Consider the following 20,465-nt stretch of genomic DNA (forward strand, 5'->3'; position numbering starts at 1 on the left):
TGGGACCAATAGAATAATTTCTATCAGTCCCATAAATTATAGTGCCATTTTTTTCAATTAAGTAAGTTTCGCCAATTCAACTGCTAGTTTAGTCGCAACACGAGCGTTACTGAAAACAAGTTGAATATTTGTTTCAAGTGAGTCGCCACCAGTTATTTCTTTGACTTTAGCTAGTAAGAAAGGTGTGACCTCTTTTCCAGCAATACCTTTTTCAGCAGCTTCTTTGACTGCATCTTGAATCGCTTTAGTAATGACAGCATCATCCATTTCATAAGCTTCTGGTACTGGATTTGCAACAACTGCGCCACCTTTTAGGTTTAAGTCCCATTTGGTTTTTAAAGCTAAGGCTAATTCTTTTTCTTCTTGAATGGTATAATCAACACCAAATCCACTACGGCGCGTAAAGAATGAAGGGAATTCTTCTGTACGAACACCTACAACAGGAACACCTTTTGTTTCTAAATACTCTAAAGTTAATTTAATGTCTAAAATTGATTTCGCACCTGCACAGATAACAGCAACATTAGTTTGCGCTAACTCTTCAAGGTCAGCAGAGATATCCATTGTTGTTTCAGCGCCACGGTGAACCCCACCAATACCGCCAGTTGCAAAGATTTGAATGCCAGCCATTTCAGCAATAATCATGGTTGTTGCAACGGTTGTTGCGCCAGTAACTTTTTTAGCAAGGACAAAAGGAATATCGCGACGACTAACTTTTGCAACATTTTCTTCTTTTCCTAAACGATCAATTTCTTCAGCGGATAAACCAACTTTTAATTTTCCATCCATAATGGCAATTGTTGCTGGTGTTGCGCCACCTTCACGAATCACGCGCTCAACTTCTAGAGCTGTTTCAACGTTTTGTGGATAAGGCATTCCATGTGAAATAATGGTAGATTCCAAAGCAACCACTGCTTTACCTGCTGCTACTGCGTCTTGTACCTCTTGTGTTAATTCTAAAAATTGTTTCATGAATAAAAACCTCCATTTTTTTAAGAAATATTTTTTAATGCTTTTTCAACAGTTTCAATACTTAAACTTGGATTAATCGTATTTTCATGCTGCAAAGCCACAACAGCGGCAGCACTTCCAAACTTCGCCATGTCTTCAATATCATATTCTAATAAGTCGGTATAAATCAAACCAGCAGAGAACGCATCTCCAGCACCATTCGCATTAATTAATGGCTGTGGTTTGGGTGTGAATTTCCCTTGTTTTTTCTTATCTGCATAATACACGCCTTCACTTCCCAAGGAAATAAAGACTTTTCCAACACCTTGACGAATAAAGTAGTTGGCTGCTTTTTTGACATCAGCTTCTGTTTTAATTTTGATACCTGATAAGATTTCAGCCTCAATCCGATTGGGTTTTAAAATGTGAATATGTTTTAAGTGTTTCTTGATTTTTAAAGCTTTTTTAGATGAGACAGGATCTACAAAAATGCGATGGTCATGATATTTTGTCATCATAAAATCAATCACTGTTTCTGGAATATTTGTGTCTAAAATGATGGTTCTAGCACTTTCGATTAAATGGCGCTTACTTGTAATCATTTCAACATCTAAGTGGTCCATAATGTCCATATGGTTAATAGAAACATGCATATCACCATCTGCATCCATAATAGAAACATAGGTGCTTGTCGCCATATCAGATAAAATAAAACTATCCTGCATATCTAAACCAACGGCTTGTGCATCTTCAATAATCCGCTTGCCATACAAGTCATTTCCTAAAGTAGTGACTAATTTTACACGATTGCCAAGATGTACCAGGTTTTCTGCAATGTTGCGTGCAACCCCACCTGATGAAAGCTTGACTTTACCAGGATTAGAATCATGTTCAATTAACTGACTGGTTGGAAAACCAGAAATATCCATATTAGCCCCGCCAATGGCAATTGTGTAGTTGTCATCATTTAGGACATATTCTTTTCCTAAGATATAGCCTTTTTTCATCATATTGGTAATATGAACAGCTACCGAGGCACGTGTGATTTCTAAAGCGTTTGCAATTTCTTGCTGAGAAATCATTGGTTTATTGCGAATTAATTGAATGATTTCCTTTTCACGATTCGTTAATGTCATAAACTGCCCTCCTTTGATTGATTAACTATATTTTACTAAACTTTAGGGTGGTAAACAAGTGTTAATTTAAAAAGTTGGGAATTTTGCAAATATTAAGTATCAAATTGAGTTGACTTTAAAAGAATGAACTTATAGACTAAAGTCGAGGATTGCAGATAGATAAGGAGGGATTAGATGGAAATTATTAAGACGCTCAATCAACAGGTAGAAATCTTAGGATTACTATTTGTGACAACAGCTAAAATGGATCATAAAAGTAAAGTCATTGCAGATTTAGAAAAATTCGGCTTAAATGGCGAGTATTTTTATCAACAGCATTATGCAGAAATTGAGAAGTATATAGAGACTTTTAGAGAGCAGAAAGCGATGTCTGAAGCTTTTACTTTAGGTGAACTGAATGACTTTTCATTTTTTCTGATGATAAGTATGATATTGCTAGAAAACCCTGAATTATTTCAGAATATTGATTGTTTTTCAACGAATGAATATCGCGCCAAAATTCTAGCGACTTATGTAGCAATGTATGAACAGCAGGATAAAACATTTTGTGCAGTTACGGATATAGATTCTATTATTTCTTTTGTGGATCAAACTAAATTGAATGAAGAACTAAAGTGGCATTTGATGAAAGTCTTAAAAGAGCCTAAACCTTATTATCAAAAATTGATTCAGCAAGTGATAGAAAATCAATCAGCTTATGAAAAAGCTTTAAAGAAAGTCAAAAGTTTGAAAAAATATCTAGAACGCTATGAGGTAGCAGTTAAAGAAGAAAAGCTATTAAAAACCCGCTTCTTTTCACAATTTAATATTCAAAAAATCTATCCAAGTATTATTTTTTCTGGCTCATTCTTAGTGATGGAAGAGGTTGGCTTTTTGGGTATTTTATTAGATCAAATTGTACGTGGAGAAATTGATCGAAATAGTGAAAAAGAGACTCTATTATTGAAATTAAAAGCATTAAGTGATAGCAGTAAATTTGATGTTTTACTGTCCATTAAGGATGCGCCTAAATATAATCTTGAATTAGCAGAAGAAATGCATTTAAATCCTTCTACAATGTCTCATCATATGAATATTCTATTGGTTGCGGATTTAGTTAAAATTTCTAAGGAAAATGGAAAAGTTTACTATGTGATTCATCAACAAGGGATAGAAGCATTAAAAAAATCATTGGATAACTTTTTACTTGAATAGTGTTGTTGCTGTGAAGAATTTTTCTTTGCAGTTTTTTTATGGGAAGAAATAAATTTGAGGATAATCGAATTTGAGGATAAGTATTTGACGTGTATCGAATTAGGTGTTATATTAATTGATAGAAATGATGGTGTTTGATTTGTATCATGTATCTATGAAACATGGCAAGAAACAGAAACGAGGAGGAGTTTTATGAAACAAGTATTAAAAGAACATCAATTTTTATTTGGTTTAACCGTTTTTCTAAGTCTAATCTATGCAATTGCAAGTGTTTTGATTGCAAAAATATTACAAAGGGTGACAGATACGGCTTTGTCAGGTGATTTTGAAGCATTTAAGCAAGTGATTCTTTTTTCAGTTGGTTACTTAGTTTTTATTGGACTGGGTTTCTTTACTTATACATATGTTTCCAAGTTGTTTACTAATAAGTTGATTAAAAGTTATCGTCAAAAGATTTTTCATGGTGTTTTTCAACAGAATTATCAGGATTTCACAAAAAATAATACGGCTGACTATCTCTCTATTTTGACGAATGATATGAAAATGGTGGAAGAAAATTTTTTAGCACCTTTGTTAGGCACGATTCTGTTTGGTTTTATCTTTGTGATTGCTTTAATCATGCTCTTTATTATTAGTCCATTGATTACAGTTTGCTTGATTATTTCTGTTTTATTTATGTTTTTAGTACCAAGTATTTTTGGAAAATTACTTCAGAAAAAACAAAATCGAGTGTCTCAAGCTTTAGAGAGATTTACCAAACAAACGAAAGATTTATTAGCTGGGTTTGAAGTGATTAAAACTTTTAATCGCTTAGCTTTTAGTGCACAGCAATTTGAAAAGGAAAATGAGGATGCTACACAAGCAAAATTAGATTCAGATAAATTAATGGCTGTAAATGAAAGCCTTTCTTCTGTATTAGGGATGTTTAGTCAGTTTGTTGTCATTTTTGTTTCTTCCTATCTAGTTATTAAAGGTGAATTTACAATGGGTGGAACGATTGCTTTGATTCAATTAAGTGGTCAGTTTGTTTCACCATTACTGACGATTATGACAAATGTACCTAAAATGAAAGGGATACAGCCAGTTATTGCTAAATTAGATGTGTATGCAATGTCACAAGCCTTAGAGGGAAAAGGTACACTGAAGCCTGTGATGACACAGGAAATGAAGCTGGAAAATGTGAGTTTTGCCTATGATCCGGAGAAACCAATTTTATCCAATATTGATTTGACCCTAGAAAAAGGTAAAAAATATGTCATTATGGGTAAAAGTGGTTGTGGAAAATCAACGTTAACGAAGCTGATTTCAGGCTATTATGATCATTATGAAGGTGACATTCACTATGATGGTCAGGAGCTAAAAGAGTTAGACCAACAGCAATTAGGACAAGTTGTTGCAACGATTCATCAAGATATTTATATGTTCGATACAACGATTAAAAATAATTTATGTCTCTATCAAGATTTTTCAGATGCAGCAATTAAAGAGGCGCTAGCAAATAGTGGTGCCCATCAATTTATCGCAGAGCAGGCAGAGGGAATTGATAGCATGGTTGGTGAAAATGGTGCGAAACTTTCAGGTGGACAACGCCAAAGATTAGCAGTAGCTCGTGCTTTGATTCAAAAAACACCAGTGTTGATTATTGACGAGGGAACTTCTGCAATTGATAAAAAGACAGCTTATGATATTGAAAGTAAGCTATTTAATATCAAAGATTTGACCTTAATCACGATTACACATCAAACAAATGCTGATTTATTGAAAGAATATGATGAAATTATTTATATGGAGCATGGGAACATCATTGAAAAAGGCCACTTTAATGAACTAATGGCCAATCAATCTGCTTTTTATCAATCGCTGGGAATCGACTAAAAGAATCGCATCACAAGTAGTATACTTTCATTTAGCCATGACACTTTTTGTGTTATGATAAATGAAAGTATTTTTTTAGAAATGAGGAATTCATTTGGGTGAGAAAATTGTTTTTCCAAAGCTATATGAGCAATATGTTAATCAAGGGATGGCCTCCTTTGAAGCAGGGAGTATGCAAGCAGCTGCTGAAAGCTTTTCCTTAGCTTATGAAATTAAGCAGGAGGATATGGTCAATGTTTTATTAACAACGGCTCTTTTTCAATTAAATCGCTCACAAGATGCACTGGAATTAGTTGAAGAAAAAGAGGCTCTTTATCTGAATGATACGCAATTAACAGCCTTTTATGTTCAATTATTGATTCAAGCAGAACAATTTGAGGACGCTAAAGTATTAATAGCTGAAAAAGCAGCGATGAGTGAAGAGAAAGAATTATGGCAAAACCTATCTGAGTTTTTACAGCAAGAAGAAGAGCGCATTCAAGTTACTCAAATAGCTGAGCGTATCAAAGAGATTGAAGCGAAAACGGCAATCACAGTTGCTGATGCAACAGTGTTAATGACACATCTCACACAAATACCGCCAGCCTTTTTTCAGCAGGCAGTGAATGCCATTTTGCAGCATCCAGAAGTGCAACAATTAGCAAAAACAAATTTAATAGAAGCTTTAATTGATTTAGGAATTGAGGAAACGTATCAGTTGTTATGGTTTGGAGAAACAAAAGAGGTATCATTAAAACAAGTAGGAAAAGTGTCGGAGAGTAGCCACTATCACTATTTTCAAAAGGCATTGAAAAGTAGACTAGAAAATAGCAATCCGGTAGCTTATCAAGGAATTTTAGAAGAAGGATGCGCACATTTCTATTTAATGTATCCCTTTCATGAAGAAGTGATTGGTCAGGAGGACAGTAGCTGGTTAGACCTTTATCTAGCCTACTTAGCACAAGATCAGTCAGCTATGGAGCGACTGAATCAATTGTCAGAAGAAAGACAGCAATGGTACACAGAATGGTTTTTAAGATTCAGTGAACAGCGGATTATTGAAATGGGTTGCTGATTTTTAAAGAAAAAAATAGGATAGAGGCTTGAAAGAGTTTACTTTTTGAGGACTTTAGTGTACTATATATTAGTATGTAAAATGCATAAATGTGCATAAAACTGGGAAGATTTTAGGAGGAATATAGATGTCAGCAAAATGGGAAAAAAAAGGCGTTAATGATGGCGTTTTAACATTTGAAATTGATGAAGCAACAATTAAACAAGGAATTGAAACAGCTTTTAATAAAGTGAAAAAGAACTTAAACGTTCCTGGATTCCGTAAAGGGAAAGTGTCACGTCAAGTATTTAACAAAATGTATGGCGAAGCTTCACTTTATGAAGATGCTTTAAATGCAGTTTTACCACAAGCTTATGGTGCAGCGATTGAGGAAGCTGGAATTGAACCAGTTGACCAACCAAAAATCGATGTTGAAAGCATGGAAATGGGCAAACCTTGGGTAATTACAGCAACTGTTACTGTCAAACCAGAAGTTAAATTAGGCGAATACAAAAACTTAACTGTTGAAAAACAAGATCGTAAAGTTTTAGTGAAAGATGTTAACGAAGCATTGAAAGAAAAACAACAACAACAAGCTGAATTAGTGGTTAAAACTGGTAAAGCTAAAGATGGTGATACAGTTGTCATCGACTTTGAAGGATTTAAAGATGGTGTTGCTTTTGATGGCGGTAAAGGTGAAAACCATTCATTAGAATTAGGTTCTAACTCTTTCATCCCAGGCTTTGAAGAACAATTAGTTGGCGTTAAAGCTGACGATGAAGTAGAAGTAACGGTTACTTTCCCTGAAGAGTACCATGCAGAAGACTTAAAAGGTGCAGAAGCAGTCTTTAAAGTAACGGTTCATGAAGTAAAAGGAAAAGAAGTTCCTAAATTAGATGATGAATTTGCTAAAGATGTAGACGAAGAAGTTGAAACTTTAGATGAATTAAAAGAAAAAATGAAAAAACAATTAACAGATGCTAAAAATGCAGCTGCTGATAATGCAGTCCAAGAAGCTGCTTTAAAACAAGCTGTTGAAAATGCTGAAATCGTTGAATTACCACATGTTATGGTACATGATGAAGTACACCGTCAAATGGATAACTTCTTAAACAGCATGCAACAACAAGGTATTTCTCCAGAAATGTACTATCAATTAACTGGTACAACTGAAGATGATCTTCACAAACGCATGGAAGAAGATGCAGAAATGGGTACACGTACAAACTTAGTGTTAGAAGCAATTGTTGAAGCTGAGAAAATTGACCCATCTGCTGATGAAGTAGAAACTGAAATTAAAGATTTAGCAGCACAATACAACATGACAGAAGATGCTGTTCGTAAAGCTGTAAGTGTTGATATGTTAAAACATGATATTGCGATCAAAAAAGCAATTGATATGATTACTGAATCAGCTAAAGAGAAATAAGTCTTTTACGTTTAGTAAACAATTTGAAGACTTCAACTTGATTTTAAAAAGTTGAAGTCTTTTCTTAACAATTGATGCTACATAACGTCAAGCTGTTTACTGTCAAGAGTCAAGTATCTCTGTTAAAATAGAAGAAGTGAGTAGAATGTTTCTGAAAACTACGATGGCATCCAAATTTTTCAGTGATAATGGTGTAAATCTAGAAAGAAAACGCAGCTTATATGGTGTATAAACGTGTATTTCTGACGACGAGTTACACCATTAGTGCGAAAATATTTACTATTGGAGTTTTCAGAAACATCCTAAGAAAAGAGGTGGAATTGATGTTTAATTATGGAGAAGAAAAAGGGCCAGTGAAATGTTCATTTTGTGGGAAATCACAAGAACAAGTAAAGAAAATCGTAGCAGGTCCGGGCGTATACATTTGTGATGAATGTATTGAACTTTGTAAAGAAATCATTGATGAAGAGTTTAACGAATTATCAACTGGTGAATTTTTAGAAGTGCCAAAACCACATGAAATTAGACAAATCCTAAATGAATATGTCATTGGACAAGATCAAGCGAAGAAAGCTTTAGCTGTGGCTGTCTATAATCATTATAAACGTGTTAATAATTTAGAAGTGAAAACTGAAGATGGTGTTGAACTTCAAAAAAGTAATATCTGTTTAATTGGACCAACTGGTTCCGGTAAAACTTTCTTAGCACAATCGTTAGCTCGTATTTTAAATGTGCCATTTGCAATTGCAGATGCAACGAGCTTGACTGAAGCTGGATATGTTGGGGAAGATGTTGAAAATATCCTACTCAAATTAATGCAATCAGCGGATTATGATGTTGAACGTGCTGAAAAAGGGATTATTTACGTCGATGAAATCGATAAAATTGCACGTAAAAGTGAAAATGTCTCAATTACACGTGATGTCTCTGGTGAAGGTGTGCAACAGGCTTTACTAAAAATATTAGAAGGTACTGTGGCAAATGTTCCACCACAAGGCGGACGTAAACATCCACAACAAGAATTTGTTCAATTAGATACAACGAACATTCTATTTATTGTCGGTGGTGCTTTTGATGGCATTGAAACCATTGTTAAAAATCGTATGGGTGAAAAAGTTATTGGCTTTGGTTCAGCAAATACGAAATTAAATGATGATGAAAGTGTGATGCAAAAAATTATTCCAGAGGATTTATTGAAATTTGGTTTAATCCCAGAGTTTATTGGACGTTTACCAGTGATGGCAGCGTTAGAAAAACTAACGGAAGATGATTTAATTCATATCTTAACAGAGCCAAAAAATGCGTTGGTCAAACAATATAAGAAATTGCTAGCATTAGATGATATTGAGTTATCATTTGAAGAAGAGGCTCTCAAAGCGATTGCTAAAAAAGCGATTGAGCGCAATACAGGTGCACGTGGCTTACGTTCTATCATTGAAAATATTATGCTAGAAATTATGTTTGAATTACCAAGCCGAGAAGATGTTGAGAAATGTATCATTACTGAAGAAACAGTAACCGGTGATGGTAAACCAGAATTGGTTTTAAAAACGGAAAAAGCTTCTTAAAAAAAAGCACTAAACTGTGAAAGAAAACAGTTTAGTGCTTTTTCATCTAGCTAAATAATAGCCAAATGAATGTGATTGCAAAAATGACTTGGATACTTCCTAGAGAAAGGGCATAAATCAAGAATTCTTTTCCTTGCTTTAATAAGGTATTCATTTTTAATCTCAAACCAATACCTGCTAAGGCAATGATTTCAAACCAGCTACTGACTTGATGCATCAGCTGACTGACGGCTGCAGGAATCAGCTGCAAACTTGCAAAGCAACAAACAATTAAGAAGCCCAGCACATACCATGGAATTGGTAATTTAAATGTCTTTTTAGCAGTTGATAATGAAGCAGATTGTGGTTCTTTTTTAGCCATTTTACCAAAAATAAAGACGACCGCTACTAAGAAAATAATGCGCATAATTTTAAAAATTGTAGCAGTTTCTTGAACAGAAGTGTTGACCATACTCCCACTCGCTACCACCTGCCCAACTGATTGCAGTGTGCCACCAATTAATGCTGAGGACTTGATTTTATCATGATGATAAAGGGCAAAACTGATCACAGGTAAAAGGAGCATCAGGACTGTTCCCATTAAATTAACAATGGTAATCACTAAACCTTTTTCCTCATCAGATGCACCAACAGTAGGAGCTGTAGACGCAATGGCAGAGGAGCCGCAAACTGCATTTCCACTAGCCATTAGTAGATAAATTTGTTGGCTCAGCTTTAATTTTTTGCCAATCAGGATTGCTGCAATAATGGTCGCAGTCATTTGTAATATAATAAAGAGTACACCTGACAAACCGAGTAAACGAATGGTTTGAAAAGTAATGGTTCCTCCTAATAGGACAACGGAGTACTCTAACAGCTTGCTTTCAGAAAATTTAGTTCCCTTATCTAAAATCGGTTGTTTAAATACAGTGTTTCCTAGTAAAATCCCAATAAAAATGGCTAAAGTTGCTGCACCAAATTGTGGCACAAAAGTGGCTAAATATTTACTCATCAGGGTCACACCAATACAAAGTGCGAGTCCCGGAATGATGGATTTGATAAAATCTTTCAACAGTCGTTCCTTCCTTCTTTCTTTTTCTATTATTAGTATAGCCTTTTTCTTTCTATTTATAAAATAAATGTTTATAATAAGTTTAATTGGAATTTCTAATAGAAAGAGAGGTGTCTTTAAGTGTTTAAAAATTTACAAACCTTTAAAACCGTTTATGAAGAAAGAAATTTTACACAAGCTGCAGAAAAGCTTTATATTTCGCAACCAACTGTATCTACACAAATTCAACAGTTAGAAGAATTATTAATGACAAAGCTATTGATTCGCAATGGACGGCAAGAGGTACTCCCAACAGAAGCTGGTAAGCAATTTTATCTTCAGTTAGAAAAAATGATTGATTTATGGGAGGAAACCATTCAACAAGTTGCAGCCTTAAAAGGCAACTATCACCAGACTTGTCATATTGGTGCATCTCATACGATTGCTGTTCAAGTAATGCCAGATTTATTAGCTTATTTACAATCACGTTTTCCACTGATTGATTTTGATGTGCATTTAGGTAACTCTGAAAAGGTCATGAAGGAAGTCGAGGCAAGAAACTGGCAAATGGGCTTTATTGAGACACCACTCGCTACAACGACTTTGGTGAGAGAAGCTGTCATGAAGGATGAATTGGTTCATGCGGGAAATTTTGCTGAAAATCTTTGGCTGATTCGCGAGGTTGGCTCTGGGGTCCATCACTATACCATTCAGTATTTTGAAACAGCAAATATTGTTCCTGAACGAAAAATGGTCATTGAAAGCAATGAAATGATGACGCACTTGCTAGCTAAAGGTGTTGGACAGACCATTATTGCAAAGAATGCATTGATTGAAGGTACACCATATCGTCAGCTAGATGGTTATTTTACACGTTCCTTCTATTACCTGTATCCTGAGAAATTAAGTGGCACCTTAGAAGAAGTGAAACAGGCGTGTCAGCAATTTTTTCAAGAAAAAAAACATTCTTAACCCCTAGCGAGGCGTATTTATGTTAAAATAGAACAAGAATTCAAAAAAGAACGGAGCGTCAAAATGAAAGTAACCAAAGCGGACATTGTGATAAGTGCAGTTGGACCAGCTCAGTATCCAGATACAGGCTTACCAGAAATTGCCTTAGCAGGTAGATCAAATGTAGGAAAATCTTCTTTTATTAATAAAATGATTCATCGTAAAGGGTTAGCTAGAACCTCTAGTAAGCCTGGGAAAACGCAAACTTTAAACTTCTACATTATTCAAGAACTGTTTTATTTTGTGGATGTACCAGGATATGGCTATGCAAAGGTCTCTAAGACTGAGCGTGCCAAATGGGGCAAGATGCTAGAAACTTATTTTACTGAGCGTGAAACCTTAAAAGCAGCGATTTCAGTGGTTGACTTGCGTCATGCACCTAGTCGAGAAGATGTCCAAATGTATGAATTTTTGAAATACTACAATATTCCTGTCATTGTCGTTGCAACCAAAGCAGATAAAATTCCTAGAAGTAAATGGAATAAGCATGTGAAACAAGTCAAAGATGGGCTTGATTTTGATCCAAATGATGAGTTTGTCATGTTTTCATCTGAAACAGGTGAAGGAGAAAAGCAAGCTTGGCAGATTATTGAAAAATATATTGGTTATGAAGGTTAAAATAAAACAGACGAAAAATAGCGCGTAAAATCATCCTTTGATGACTTTACGCGCTATTTTACTTTTAGCATGAAATATTTTTTGCATAAAGCATAATGGTTTCTTCAGACTGAGGGGTTAGCCAAACTTTTTGAGTGGCTTGCAATTGAAAATTATTTTTATCATAAAACTGATAGGAGCACCTTGTATCAGTAAACAACTTAAACTGTTGAATCTGTAAGCTTTGAAATTGTTGAATCGCTTTTGCCATTAATTGTTTGCCAATTCCCATTCCTTGATGGGTAGGGGAGACAGCGAATAAACTCACTTCATTTGTCATTTTTTCTGTTTGTTTAATCAGTCTTTTTTGTGTATCAGAAATGTTAAAATACTCTTTTAGGTATTGTTTTGCTTCTTGAGTATAAAAAGGGAGGAAACCAATCTGTTGAAGCATTTTCATACCATAGTAGAGAAAGTTGGTTATTCGATAATGACGTGTTGCTTTGCCAATAATTAGCCCTACAATTTTATGGTCTAAAACAGCAAAAAAGGCAAAGTTATTTGTTAAAAAAAGCACAGTAATGAATAATTTAAGTACGCGCTCTCGATCAGCTTGTTTGGAAATCTGTTTGTCTATTTGCCAGGTTTCACTAATAAGTGTAATGACTTCTTGTTCCTGTTTTTTACTTAGTCGATTGATTGACAGAATTTCCATAGGTTCAGCTCCTTTATTTGTGCTATCTTGATACTAGCATTAAACTATGGTAGAAGGTCAAGGGAAAATTAGGCTTAATGTAGGGGAATTTGTTTATTTGGAGGCTCAAAATCGAATCATTTAATCTCTATTATAGATTTAAGAGGCGGAAAGTTAAATTTTTGGAGTGTGAATAAGGTTCAGAGTCGAACAGTATTCAATCTGTATCCTGTTTCTAAGGATAAAAAAATATGACAAATCACTCTCTAGAGAATGACTTGTCATACAAATTGGTACTTGCCTTGATGACAATATAAAACCTGCTAGAACTGAAGACCTTACTTCTTAAATCTCAGCTCTTGTGAATAGCTTTATTTTCTTAGCCAAATCAGTAATACACCAATTCCAGCGACAATAAAAACCCACCAATCACTAACTTGTCCAATAATTGGCGCTACTTTTACAATAGCTTGGAAAAAGAGGGTTATTAAAGCAGTTGCTGTGACAATAATCGGCGCAATAAAGCTTCCCTTTGAATGAACGGCTTGAATTAAAAGAGCTAAGGCTAAAATCAACAAGCTATATGGAAAAATATCAGGTAAAATAGCGACTTTTTCTTTTAGAATAAAATATAAGCTTAAGCCAACGACTAAAATAGATGGGGCAATATAAGCTGAATGCCCTTTTTTTAGATAACCCATTAAGAGAAAAACCATGCCAATAATTAAAAATAAGCTAGCAATTGGTTGATTTGTAAATACTTGAAGTGATGTTCTCATTAATAGGACATAGCTTGAAAAAGCAATTAATGAAAGACCTGCTAAAAAATTTGTTTGTTTCAACATCAAACATCCTTTCTTATCTCATATCTATGATTGTACACGGAAAAAATGATTGTATCAATGAAAACAAAAGAAAAAGCCAACAATCTAATTAATAGATTGCTGGCTTAAATTTCAATTAGCAATGGTCACATTTTTTCTTCATATCAACGACCATACGTCCTTTGATTTTTCCTTGTTCCATTTCTTCAAAGATTTCATTTACTTCATTTAAGCAACGCGTTTCAACCACAGGAACAACTTTACCTTCTGCGCCAAATTGGAAAGCTTCTTCTAAATCTTTTCTTGTTCCAACAAGTGAACCCACAATTTCAATGCCATCTAAAACCGTTTTAACAATTGCTAAGTCCATTGTTTCAGGAGGAAGACCAACAGCAACAACTCTAGAAGCAGCACGAACTGAATTAACAGCTTGGTTAAAGGCTACTTTTGAAACGGCTGTTACAACTGCTGCATGGGCACCACCAACTGCTTTTTGAATCCATTCGCCAGCATCACCATCTGTTAATGGGTTACAAACTAAATCTGCACCTAATTCTTTTGCAAAGGTTAATTTGTCATCGTTAATATCAATGGCAATGACTTTTGCATTAAAAACATTTTTAGCATATTGAATGGCTAAGTTTCCTAAACCACCAATTCCATAAATCGCAATCCATTCTCCTGGATGAACATGAGAAACTTTAATCGCTTTATAACAAGTAACACCGGCACAAGAAATACTACTTGCTTGAGCAGGATCTAAGCCTTCAGGAACCTTCACTGCGTAGTTAGCAGAAACAATACATTGTTCAGCCATTGCACCATCTACGCTAAAACCAGCATTTTTTACTTCACGACAGAAGGTTTCACGACCAGTTGTACAATACTCACAAGTACCACAGCCTTCAAAGAACCAAGCGATACTGACACGATCGCCAACTTTTAAATTGGTAACATCAGGAGCCACCTCTTTGACAATGCCAATTCCTTCATGTCCAATAACACGTCCTGGTACTTCACCAAAATCGCCATGAGCGACATGTAAATCTGTATGACAAACGCCACAATATTCCACATCTACTAAAGCTTCACCTGCTTTTAAATCTCTTAACTGTACGTCTTTTATCTCAACTTTTCCATTGCTATTATCTGTTACAACTGCTGCTTTCATATGATGCATCTCCTTTTAATTGTGAATAACTTCACTATCTATTTTTATTGTACGCCTATTTTCATGGACAAACAACGATTATTTTGAGGTAAAACAGGAAAATAATGACATTTTTTGTTAGGGAACAAAGAAGCAAAGCCATCCTTTTGAATGAAAACCATGGGATTATTCCAATTTCTAGCCAATTTTATGTTATAATCTAATGTAGACAAAAAAATGAAAACAATAAAGAATCAAATAGAGAAGATAAAATAAAGGATGATGATTTTGAAAATTTTATTATATGGTGTTAGTCATAAATCAACACCCATTCAAATAAGAGAAAAGTATGTCATTCCACAGGATTTAATTGCAACTCAATATCAAGATATTACCCAATTTGATGGTGTAACAGAAGTTGTTATCCTTTCAACATGTAATCGAACGGAGTACTACTTATATGTAGATGAAACAACTTTTATGCATGGTGAGATGTTAAGATATATTGCTGAATATACAGGTTTTGATGTTTCTGAAGTTATTTCGACAAGCTATGGTAAATCAAATAATGATGTTGGGGAGCATTTATTTCATGTGACCACTGGCTTAGATTCTTTAATGATTGGTGAAACCCAAATTTTGGGACAAGTCAAAAAAGCTTTAGCAGAAAGTCAAAAGCATCATGCTGTTGGGCCTATTTTAAGCAGCCTTTTTAATAAGGCAATTGCTTTTGCTAAACGCATGCATACCACAACTAAAATTGATCAAGTGAGCTTTAGTCCAAGTACTGCTGCCGTAAAAATCATGAATGCAGAATTTGAAGATTTAGTAGATAAGCGCATTGTGTTAGTTGGTGCAGGAGAAATGATTCAAATTGTCGCCAATCAACTAGCCAAACAAAAGGTAGAGCAAGTATCCATTGTGAATCGGACCTTAGCACATGCTGAGAAAGTTTCTGATGAAATGAATGAATATACCAGCTCTTTACATCATCCAGACAAGCTACGTCGCTATTTTAGTCCTTTTGAATTAAAAAGCTTACCTGTTATTTTGGCAAAAGCCGATGTTGCGGTTGTTGCGGCTTCTGCTGATGGGTATCTGATTACCCCAGAGCTACTAGAAAAAGTAGCAGAAATTCGTAAAACGGAGAAATCGCTCTTGTTATTAGATTTATCTGTGCCACGAATGATTGATCCTAAGAGTATTTTATTTGAAGGCTGTACGATTTTAGATATGGATCAAATTAGTGCTCAAAATGGAAAAACCAATGAAGTACGAGAAGAAGTCATCAAAACCATTAAAGAGGAATTAGAAGAAGAATTAGAAAAGTTTTCTTTTTGGTATCGTGAAAGAAAAGCTGTTCCTTATTTAAATGAAATTAGAAGTCGTAATACATTATTAAAGGATAGAACGCTAAAAAGTATTCAACAGAAATTGCCTGAGCTTTCAACCCATGAATATGAAGTCATTGATAAGCATATGGCAAGTATTATCAATCATTTAAGTCGGTCACCGATTCAAGCCATGAAAGAAGCCGCTAAAATGGAGAAATCTGAAAATAAACAAGATTATTTAGATATTTATGGCAAATTCTTTGGTCTTAAAATAAGTAAAGAACAGCCAGAAAAGGAAAGTGAAGCAGATGAGTAATCGTCCAACTGAAACATCACAAAAAATCTTTGCTGAAGCCTTGGATTTAATGCCGGGTGGGGTAAATAGCCCAGTTCGTGCGTTTAAATCTGTGGATGTGCCACCGATTGTCATGGATCATGGTAAAGGCAGTCATATTTTTGATGTAGATGGCAACCGTTATATTGATTATGTGCTCTCTTGGGGTCCTTTAATTTTAGGGCATGCCCATCCAGCAGTTGTTGAAGCCATTCAAATGGCAGCAGCGAAAGGAACCAGTTTTGGTGCACCAACGCTGATGGAAAATGAATTGGCTAAATTAGTCATTGCGCGTGTTCCTTCTGTTGAAATGGTTCGTTTTGTTAACTCTGGAACGGAAGCTACTATGAGTGCTTTACGTTTAGCTCGCGGTTATACAAAGAGAGATAAAATTTTAAAATTAGAAGGTAGTTATCATGGACATGATGATGCGCTCTTAGTAAAAGTAGGTTCTGGTGTTGCCACACTTGGACTACCAGATTCACCAGGTGTGCCGAAAAATACAACAAGTAATACCTTGGTTGCACCTTATAATGATTTAGCTGCAGTAGCAGAAGTTTTTCATTTATATCCAGAGCAAATTGCAGCAGTGATTGTCGAGCCAGTTGCAGGGAATATGGGTGTGATACCACCTGTTCCTGGCTTTTTGGAAGGCCTAAGAACCGTTACTGAAAAAGATGGGGCTTTATTGATTTTTGATGAAGTGATGTCTGGCTTTAGAGTGGGTTATGAAAGTGCTCAGGGTTATTATGGGGTGATACCAGATTTGACTTGCTTAGGTAAGGTCATTGGTGGAGGTGTTCCAGTTGGTGCTTATGGTGGGAAACGTGAAATCATGGAGCAGATGGCACCGGCAGGACAAGTTTACCAAGCAGGTACCTTATCAGGTAATCCAATTGCAATGGCTTCAGGCTATGCAACTTTAACTCATTTAACAAAGGAAGATTATCTTTATTTTGAATCACTAGGTACAACTTTAGAAACGGGTATTGCGACCTTGAGTCAAAGATATCAAGTACCAATTACAGTCAATCGTGCGGGGAGTATGATTGGGATGTTCTTCAATGAAGGACCTGTTCAAAATTATCAGGATAGTAAAGCAAGCGATACTGCTTTCTTTAGTCGTTATTATAAAGAAATGGCGGATCAGGGCATTTTCTTACCACCGTCACAATTTGAAGGTATCTTTTTATCAAAAGCTCATACCCTAACAGATATTGAACGAACATTAGAAGCGATGGAAACAAGCTTTAAACGCTTGGTATAACTCTTAAAACACCTAATTTTAAAAATTGGGTGTTTTTTTGTTGACTTTTTCCGTTTACGATTGTAAACTCTATTTAGAGATGAACGTTTACATATGTAATCGTAAAAGGAGAGAAGCAAGATGCAAACGACAGAAAAGAACAAAATTACTGAAGCAGAGTGGGAAGTGATGCGGGTTATTTGGGCCTCTAATGAAGCAACAAGTCAGCAAGTCATTCAAGCACTTGAGCATAAATATCAATGGAAGCCTGCAACCATTAAGACTTTATTAGGTAGGCTGGTTAAAAAAGAAAGCTTAACAACAAGTAGTCTAGGCAATAAATTTATTTATCATCCCAATATCACTGAAGAAGAAACGATTCGTTTAGCCTCGAATAATTTATTGGCGCATATATGTCATCGAAAGGTAGGACAGACCATTGCTGATTTGTTGGATCAGGCGACTTTAAGTCATGCGGATGTAGCTTTATTGGAGCAAATAATAGCGAAGAAAAAAGTGGAGGCTGTGGACAAAGTACCCTGTAATTGTGTACCTGGTCAATGTGCTTGTCATTTAACAAAATAAATGGATTAAAAAAGGGAGCGATGAATGATGGAAAAAACAATGGTTAAGGTAACAGGAATGTCTTGTGAGCACTGTGTAAAGCGTGTAACAGATGCGTTAGAAGGAACTGCAGGTGTTGCAAAAGCAAAAGTGAATTTGAAAAAAGAACAAGCCAAAATTAAATTTGAACCAGCAGAGGTTACAGTTGAACAATTAGTGGCTGTGATTAAAGAGACGGGTTATGAAGCTCAGCCTGAATAAAACGGTTAAGGAGAAGTGAAGCAAATGGAAACCAATCAATTTACCTTAACAGGGATGACCTGTGCCAATTGTGCTGCAGCGATTGAAAAAGAATTAAATAAACAGCCAGGAGTAGATAAAGCTGTGGTAAACTTAGCGACAGAAAAGGCGACCGTTACTTTTGAGCAAACGGAAGCAACAGTTGATAGTCTGATTCAAAGTGTAAAAGCTATTGGTTATGGGGCGATTTTATATGATGAAAGTCATCAAGAAGCTGCAAAAGAAGCAAAAATAAAAGAAATCAATACCTTAAAGTATCAACTCATTTTTGCGAGCATTTTAGCCGCACCAATGGTCATTGCGATGTTTTTTGATTTAGCTGGTTTTCATAGTCAACCAATTGTTGCATTCTTTCATCAGCCTATTGTTCAGCTGATTTTAACCACACCTGTGCAATTTGTGATTGGAGCAAGATTTTATAAAAATGCCTATAAAGCGATTAAAGCAGGTTCACCAAATATGGATGTGTTAGTTGCTATGGGAACAACTGCGGCTTATCTATTAAGTGTTTATAATGGGTTTATTAGTCAAACAAGTCATGCGCTTTATTTTGAATCAAGTGCTGTGATTATTGCTTTAATCTTGCTTGGAAAATATATGGAGCATGGTGCAAAAGGAAAAACCAGTGATGCGATTAAGAAATTAATGGCGTTACAGGCAAAAACAGCTCGTGTGATGCGTGATGGTCAAGAACAAGATGTGCCAATTGAATCCGTTATTGCTGGCGATATTGTTCGTATTCGCCCTGGTGAACAGGTTCCTGTTGATGGTGTGATTTTAACTGGTCAATCTTCTTTTGATGAAAGTATGGTCACAGGGGAAAGCTTACCTGTTGAAAAAAGAGAAGGTGACGCTTTAGTTGGAGGAACATTAAATGCTAGTGGTGCTGTCACAATGGAAGCAAAACGAGTAGGAAGTGAAACAGCGCTGGCACAAATCATTCGGATGGTGGAAGAAGCACAAGGGACAAAAGCGCCAATTCAACAAATTGCTGACCGTATTTCTGCTATTTTTGTACCTATTGTGTTAGTCATTGCCTTGTTCACATTCTTAATTACAGGTTGGTTAACTGGTTCATGGGAAACAGCAATTATTCATGCTGTTGCAGTCCTAGTCATCGCTTGTCCATGTGCGCTAGGCTTAGCAACACCGACTGCGATTATGGTAGGAACAGGCCTCGGTGCTAAAAATGGCATCTTAATCAAAGGTGGAGAATACCTTGAAAAAACAGCGACTATTACTGCTGTTATTTTAGATAAAACTGGAACGATTACAAAAGGAAAACCAGAAGTAACAGATGTTTTCACTGTACCAAATACAGATTATTCAGAAACAAACTTATTAGAAATTGCTACGGCAATGGAGCAAAATTCTGAGCATCCACTGGGCGTTGCGATTTATAAACACGGAATGGCGCAACAAGTGACGCTACCAGAAGTTGTCAATTTCAAAGCTGCTGTTGGATCAGGAATTGAAGGCGAAATAAATGGTATGAAAGTGAAAATTGGTTCACGTCGTCTGATGGATGAAGAACAAATCGACTATACGCCAATTGAAACTAGATTACAGAGTCTAGAAGAAACAGGGAAAACAGCGATGCTTGTTGCAATTGATGGCGCTCTTATCGGCGGAATTGCTGTGGCTGACCAAGTGAAAGAAACTTCATTAAAAGGTATTCAAAGATTACAAGCTGAAGGCATTGCCGTTTATATGTTAACCGGCGATAACCAAGCGACAGCGTATGCAATTGGCGCAACAGTTGGTTTAACAAAGGATCAAATTTTTGCTGAGGTGTTACCAGCTGATAAATCTTCTTACGTGAAGAAACTACAAAGTGAAAGAAAAGTTGTGGCAATGGTCGGTGATGGGATTAATGATGCACCAGCACTGGCTCAAGCTGATATTGGGATGGCCATGGGCACAGGTTCTGATATCGCGATGGAAACTGCTGATATTACCTTAATGAATGGTAATTTGAACCTTGTTGGCGAAAGTATCGTCCTTTCTCGTAAAACCATGCGTAAAATTAAACAGAATCTTTTCTGGGCGTTTATTTATAATATGGTAGGGATTCCCTTTGCAGCCTTTGGTTTATTAAACCCAATCATTGCAGGTGGAGCAATGGCTTTTAGCTCCGTTAGTGTCTTGTTAAACTCATTAAGCTTAAACCGTGCAACATTAAAAAAATAAAGCCC

18 protein-coding genes are annotated in these 20,465 nt (G+C 35.7%); 12 read left to right on the forward strand and 6 right to left on the reverse strand.

The features are described 5' to 3' along the window. Positions 1–57 precede the first annotated feature (57 nt). Both BMW29_RS12565 and BMW29_RS12570 read right to left on the reverse strand, forming a co-directional pair. Complete coding sequence (locus BMW29_RS12565) at positions 58–972, reverse strand: pseudouridine-5'-phosphate glycosidase (RefSeq protein ID WP_092653904.1); 915 nt, start codon at positions 970–972, stop codon at positions 58–60. Positions 973–992: 20 nt separating this feature from the next. Beyond that, positions 993–2,087: a PfkB family carbohydrate kinase gene (locus tag BMW29_RS12570; RefSeq protein WP_092653906.1), complete on the reverse strand. Its 1,095-nt coding sequence runs from the start codon at positions 2,085–2,087 to the stop codon at positions 993–995. Positions 2,088–2,261: 174 nt separating this feature from the next. On the opposite strand from BMW29_RS12570, the gene BMW29_RS12575 reads away from it, so the two are divergent. From BMW29_RS12575 to clpX, 5 genes are all read left to right on the forward strand, one after another. Beyond that, the gene (locus BMW29_RS12575; RefSeq protein ID WP_092653908.1) at positions 2,262–3,281 is read left to right on the forward strand and encodes an ArsR/SmtB family transcription factor; all 1,020 of its coding nucleotides are present in this window, start codon (positions 2,262–2,264) and stop codon (positions 3,279–3,281) included. Positions 3,282–3,473: 192 nt separating this feature from the next. Further along, a complete protein-coding gene (locus tag BMW29_RS12580; RefSeq protein ID WP_092653910.1) occupies positions 3,474–5,156 on the forward strand; it encodes an ABC transporter ATP-binding protein in 1,683 nt (560 codons plus the stop codon). 94 nt (positions 5,157–5,250) lie between these two features. Then, positions 5,251–6,210 carry a hypothetical protein gene (locus tag BMW29_RS12585; protein WP_092653912.1) on the forward strand — a complete coding sequence of 320 codons (960 nt, stop codon included), beginning with the start codon at positions 5,251–5,253 and terminating at the stop codon, positions 6,208–6,210. 127 nt (positions 6,211–6,337) lie between these two features. Beyond that, positions 6,338–7,618, forward strand: coding sequence for a trigger factor (gene tig / locus BMW29_RS12590; protein WP_092653914.1), 1,281 nt, complete (start codon positions 6,338–6,340; stop codon positions 7,616–7,618). A gap of 323 nt (positions 7,619–7,941) precedes the next feature. Continuing rightward, the gene (gene clpX / locus BMW29_RS12595; protein ID WP_092653916.1) at positions 7,942–9,186 is read left to right on the forward strand and encodes an ATP-dependent Clp protease ATP-binding subunit ClpX; all 1,245 of its coding nucleotides are present in this window, start codon (positions 7,942–7,944) and stop codon (positions 9,184–9,186) included. Positions 9,187–9,232: 46 nt separating this feature from the next. On the opposite strand, the gene BMW29_RS12600 is transcribed toward clpX, so the two are convergent. Beyond that, a complete protein-coding gene (locus tag BMW29_RS12600; RefSeq protein WP_245706286.1) occupies positions 9,233–10,237 on the reverse strand; it encodes a YeiH family protein in 1,005 nt (334 codons plus the stop codon). A gap of 120 nt (positions 10,238–10,357) precedes the next feature. On the opposite strand from BMW29_RS12600, the gene BMW29_RS12605 reads away from it, so the two are divergent. Then, a complete protein-coding gene (locus BMW29_RS12605; protein WP_092653918.1) occupies positions 10,358–11,188 on the forward strand; it encodes a LysR family transcriptional regulator in 831 nt (276 codons plus the stop codon). A gap of 63 nt (positions 11,189–11,251) precedes the next feature. Then, positions 11,252–11,845: a ribosome biogenesis GTP-binding protein YihA/YsxC gene (yihA, locus tag BMW29_RS12610; protein ID WP_092653920.1), complete on the forward strand. Its 594-nt coding sequence runs from the start codon at positions 11,252–11,254 to the stop codon at positions 11,843–11,845. A 64-nt stretch (positions 11,846–11,909) separates the two neighbouring features. Here the strand turns inward: yihA and BMW29_RS12615 are convergent, their stop codons facing one another. The 3 genes from BMW29_RS12615 to adhP all read right to left on the reverse strand — a co-directional run bounded on the left by BMW29_RS12615 (position 11,910) and on the right by adhP (position 14,513). Next, entirely contained in the window at positions 11,910–12,539 is a 630-nt protein-coding gene (locus BMW29_RS12615; protein ID WP_092653922.1) for a GNAT family N-acetyltransferase, read from the reverse strand. 350 nt (positions 12,540–12,889) lie between these two features. After that, positions 12,890–13,360 carry a hypothetical protein gene (locus tag BMW29_RS12620; protein WP_143047374.1) on the reverse strand — a complete coding sequence of 157 codons (471 nt, stop codon included), beginning with the start codon at positions 13,358–13,360 and terminating at the stop codon, positions 12,890–12,892. Positions 13,361–13,478: 118 nt separating this feature from the next. After that, positions 13,479–14,513, reverse strand: coding sequence for an alcohol dehydrogenase AdhP (gene adhP, locus BMW29_RS12625; protein ID WP_092653926.1), 1,035 nt, complete (start codon positions 14,511–14,513; stop codon positions 13,479–13,481). Positions 14,514–14,774: 261 nt separating this feature from the next. On the opposite strand from adhP, the gene hemA reads away from it, so the two are divergent. The 5 genes from hemA (at position 14,775) to BMW29_RS12650 (ending at position 20,460) form a co-directional block, all read left to right on the forward strand. Next, entirely contained in the window at positions 14,775–16,142 is a 1,368-nt protein-coding gene (hemA, locus tag BMW29_RS12630; protein ID WP_425431609.1) for a glutamyl-tRNA reductase, read from the forward strand. Next, positions 16,135–17,427, forward strand: a complete 1,293-nt coding sequence (hemL, locus tag BMW29_RS12635) for a glutamate-1-semialdehyde 2,1-aminomutase (protein WP_092653928.1) — start codon at positions 16,135–16,137, stop codon at positions 17,425–17,427. Before hemA ends, hemL begins: the two co-directional genes overlap by 8 nt. A 120-nt stretch (positions 17,428–17,547) precedes the next feature. Next, positions 17,548–17,991: a CopY/TcrY family copper transport repressor gene (locus BMW29_RS12640; RefSeq protein WP_092653930.1), complete on the forward strand. Its 444-nt coding sequence runs from the start codon at positions 17,548–17,550 to the stop codon at positions 17,989–17,991. A gap of 27 nt (positions 17,992–18,018) precedes the next feature. Beyond that, positions 18,019–18,231, forward strand: coding sequence for a heavy-metal-associated domain-containing protein (locus tag BMW29_RS12645; RefSeq protein ID WP_092653932.1), 213 nt, complete (start codon positions 18,019–18,021; stop codon positions 18,229–18,231). Positions 18,232–18,255: 24 nt separating this feature from the next. Continuing rightward, positions 18,256–20,460 carry a heavy metal translocating P-type ATPase gene (locus BMW29_RS12650; RefSeq protein WP_092653934.1) on the forward strand — a complete coding sequence of 735 codons (2,205 nt, stop codon included), beginning with the start codon at positions 18,256–18,258 and terminating at the stop codon, positions 20,458–20,460. Positions 20,461–20,465: the final 5 nt, after the last annotated feature.

It is taken from the genome of Isobaculum melis, from assembly GCF_900111355.1.
GTDB lineage: Bacteria > Bacillota > Bacilli > Lactobacillales > Carnobacteriaceae > Isobaculum > Isobaculum melis.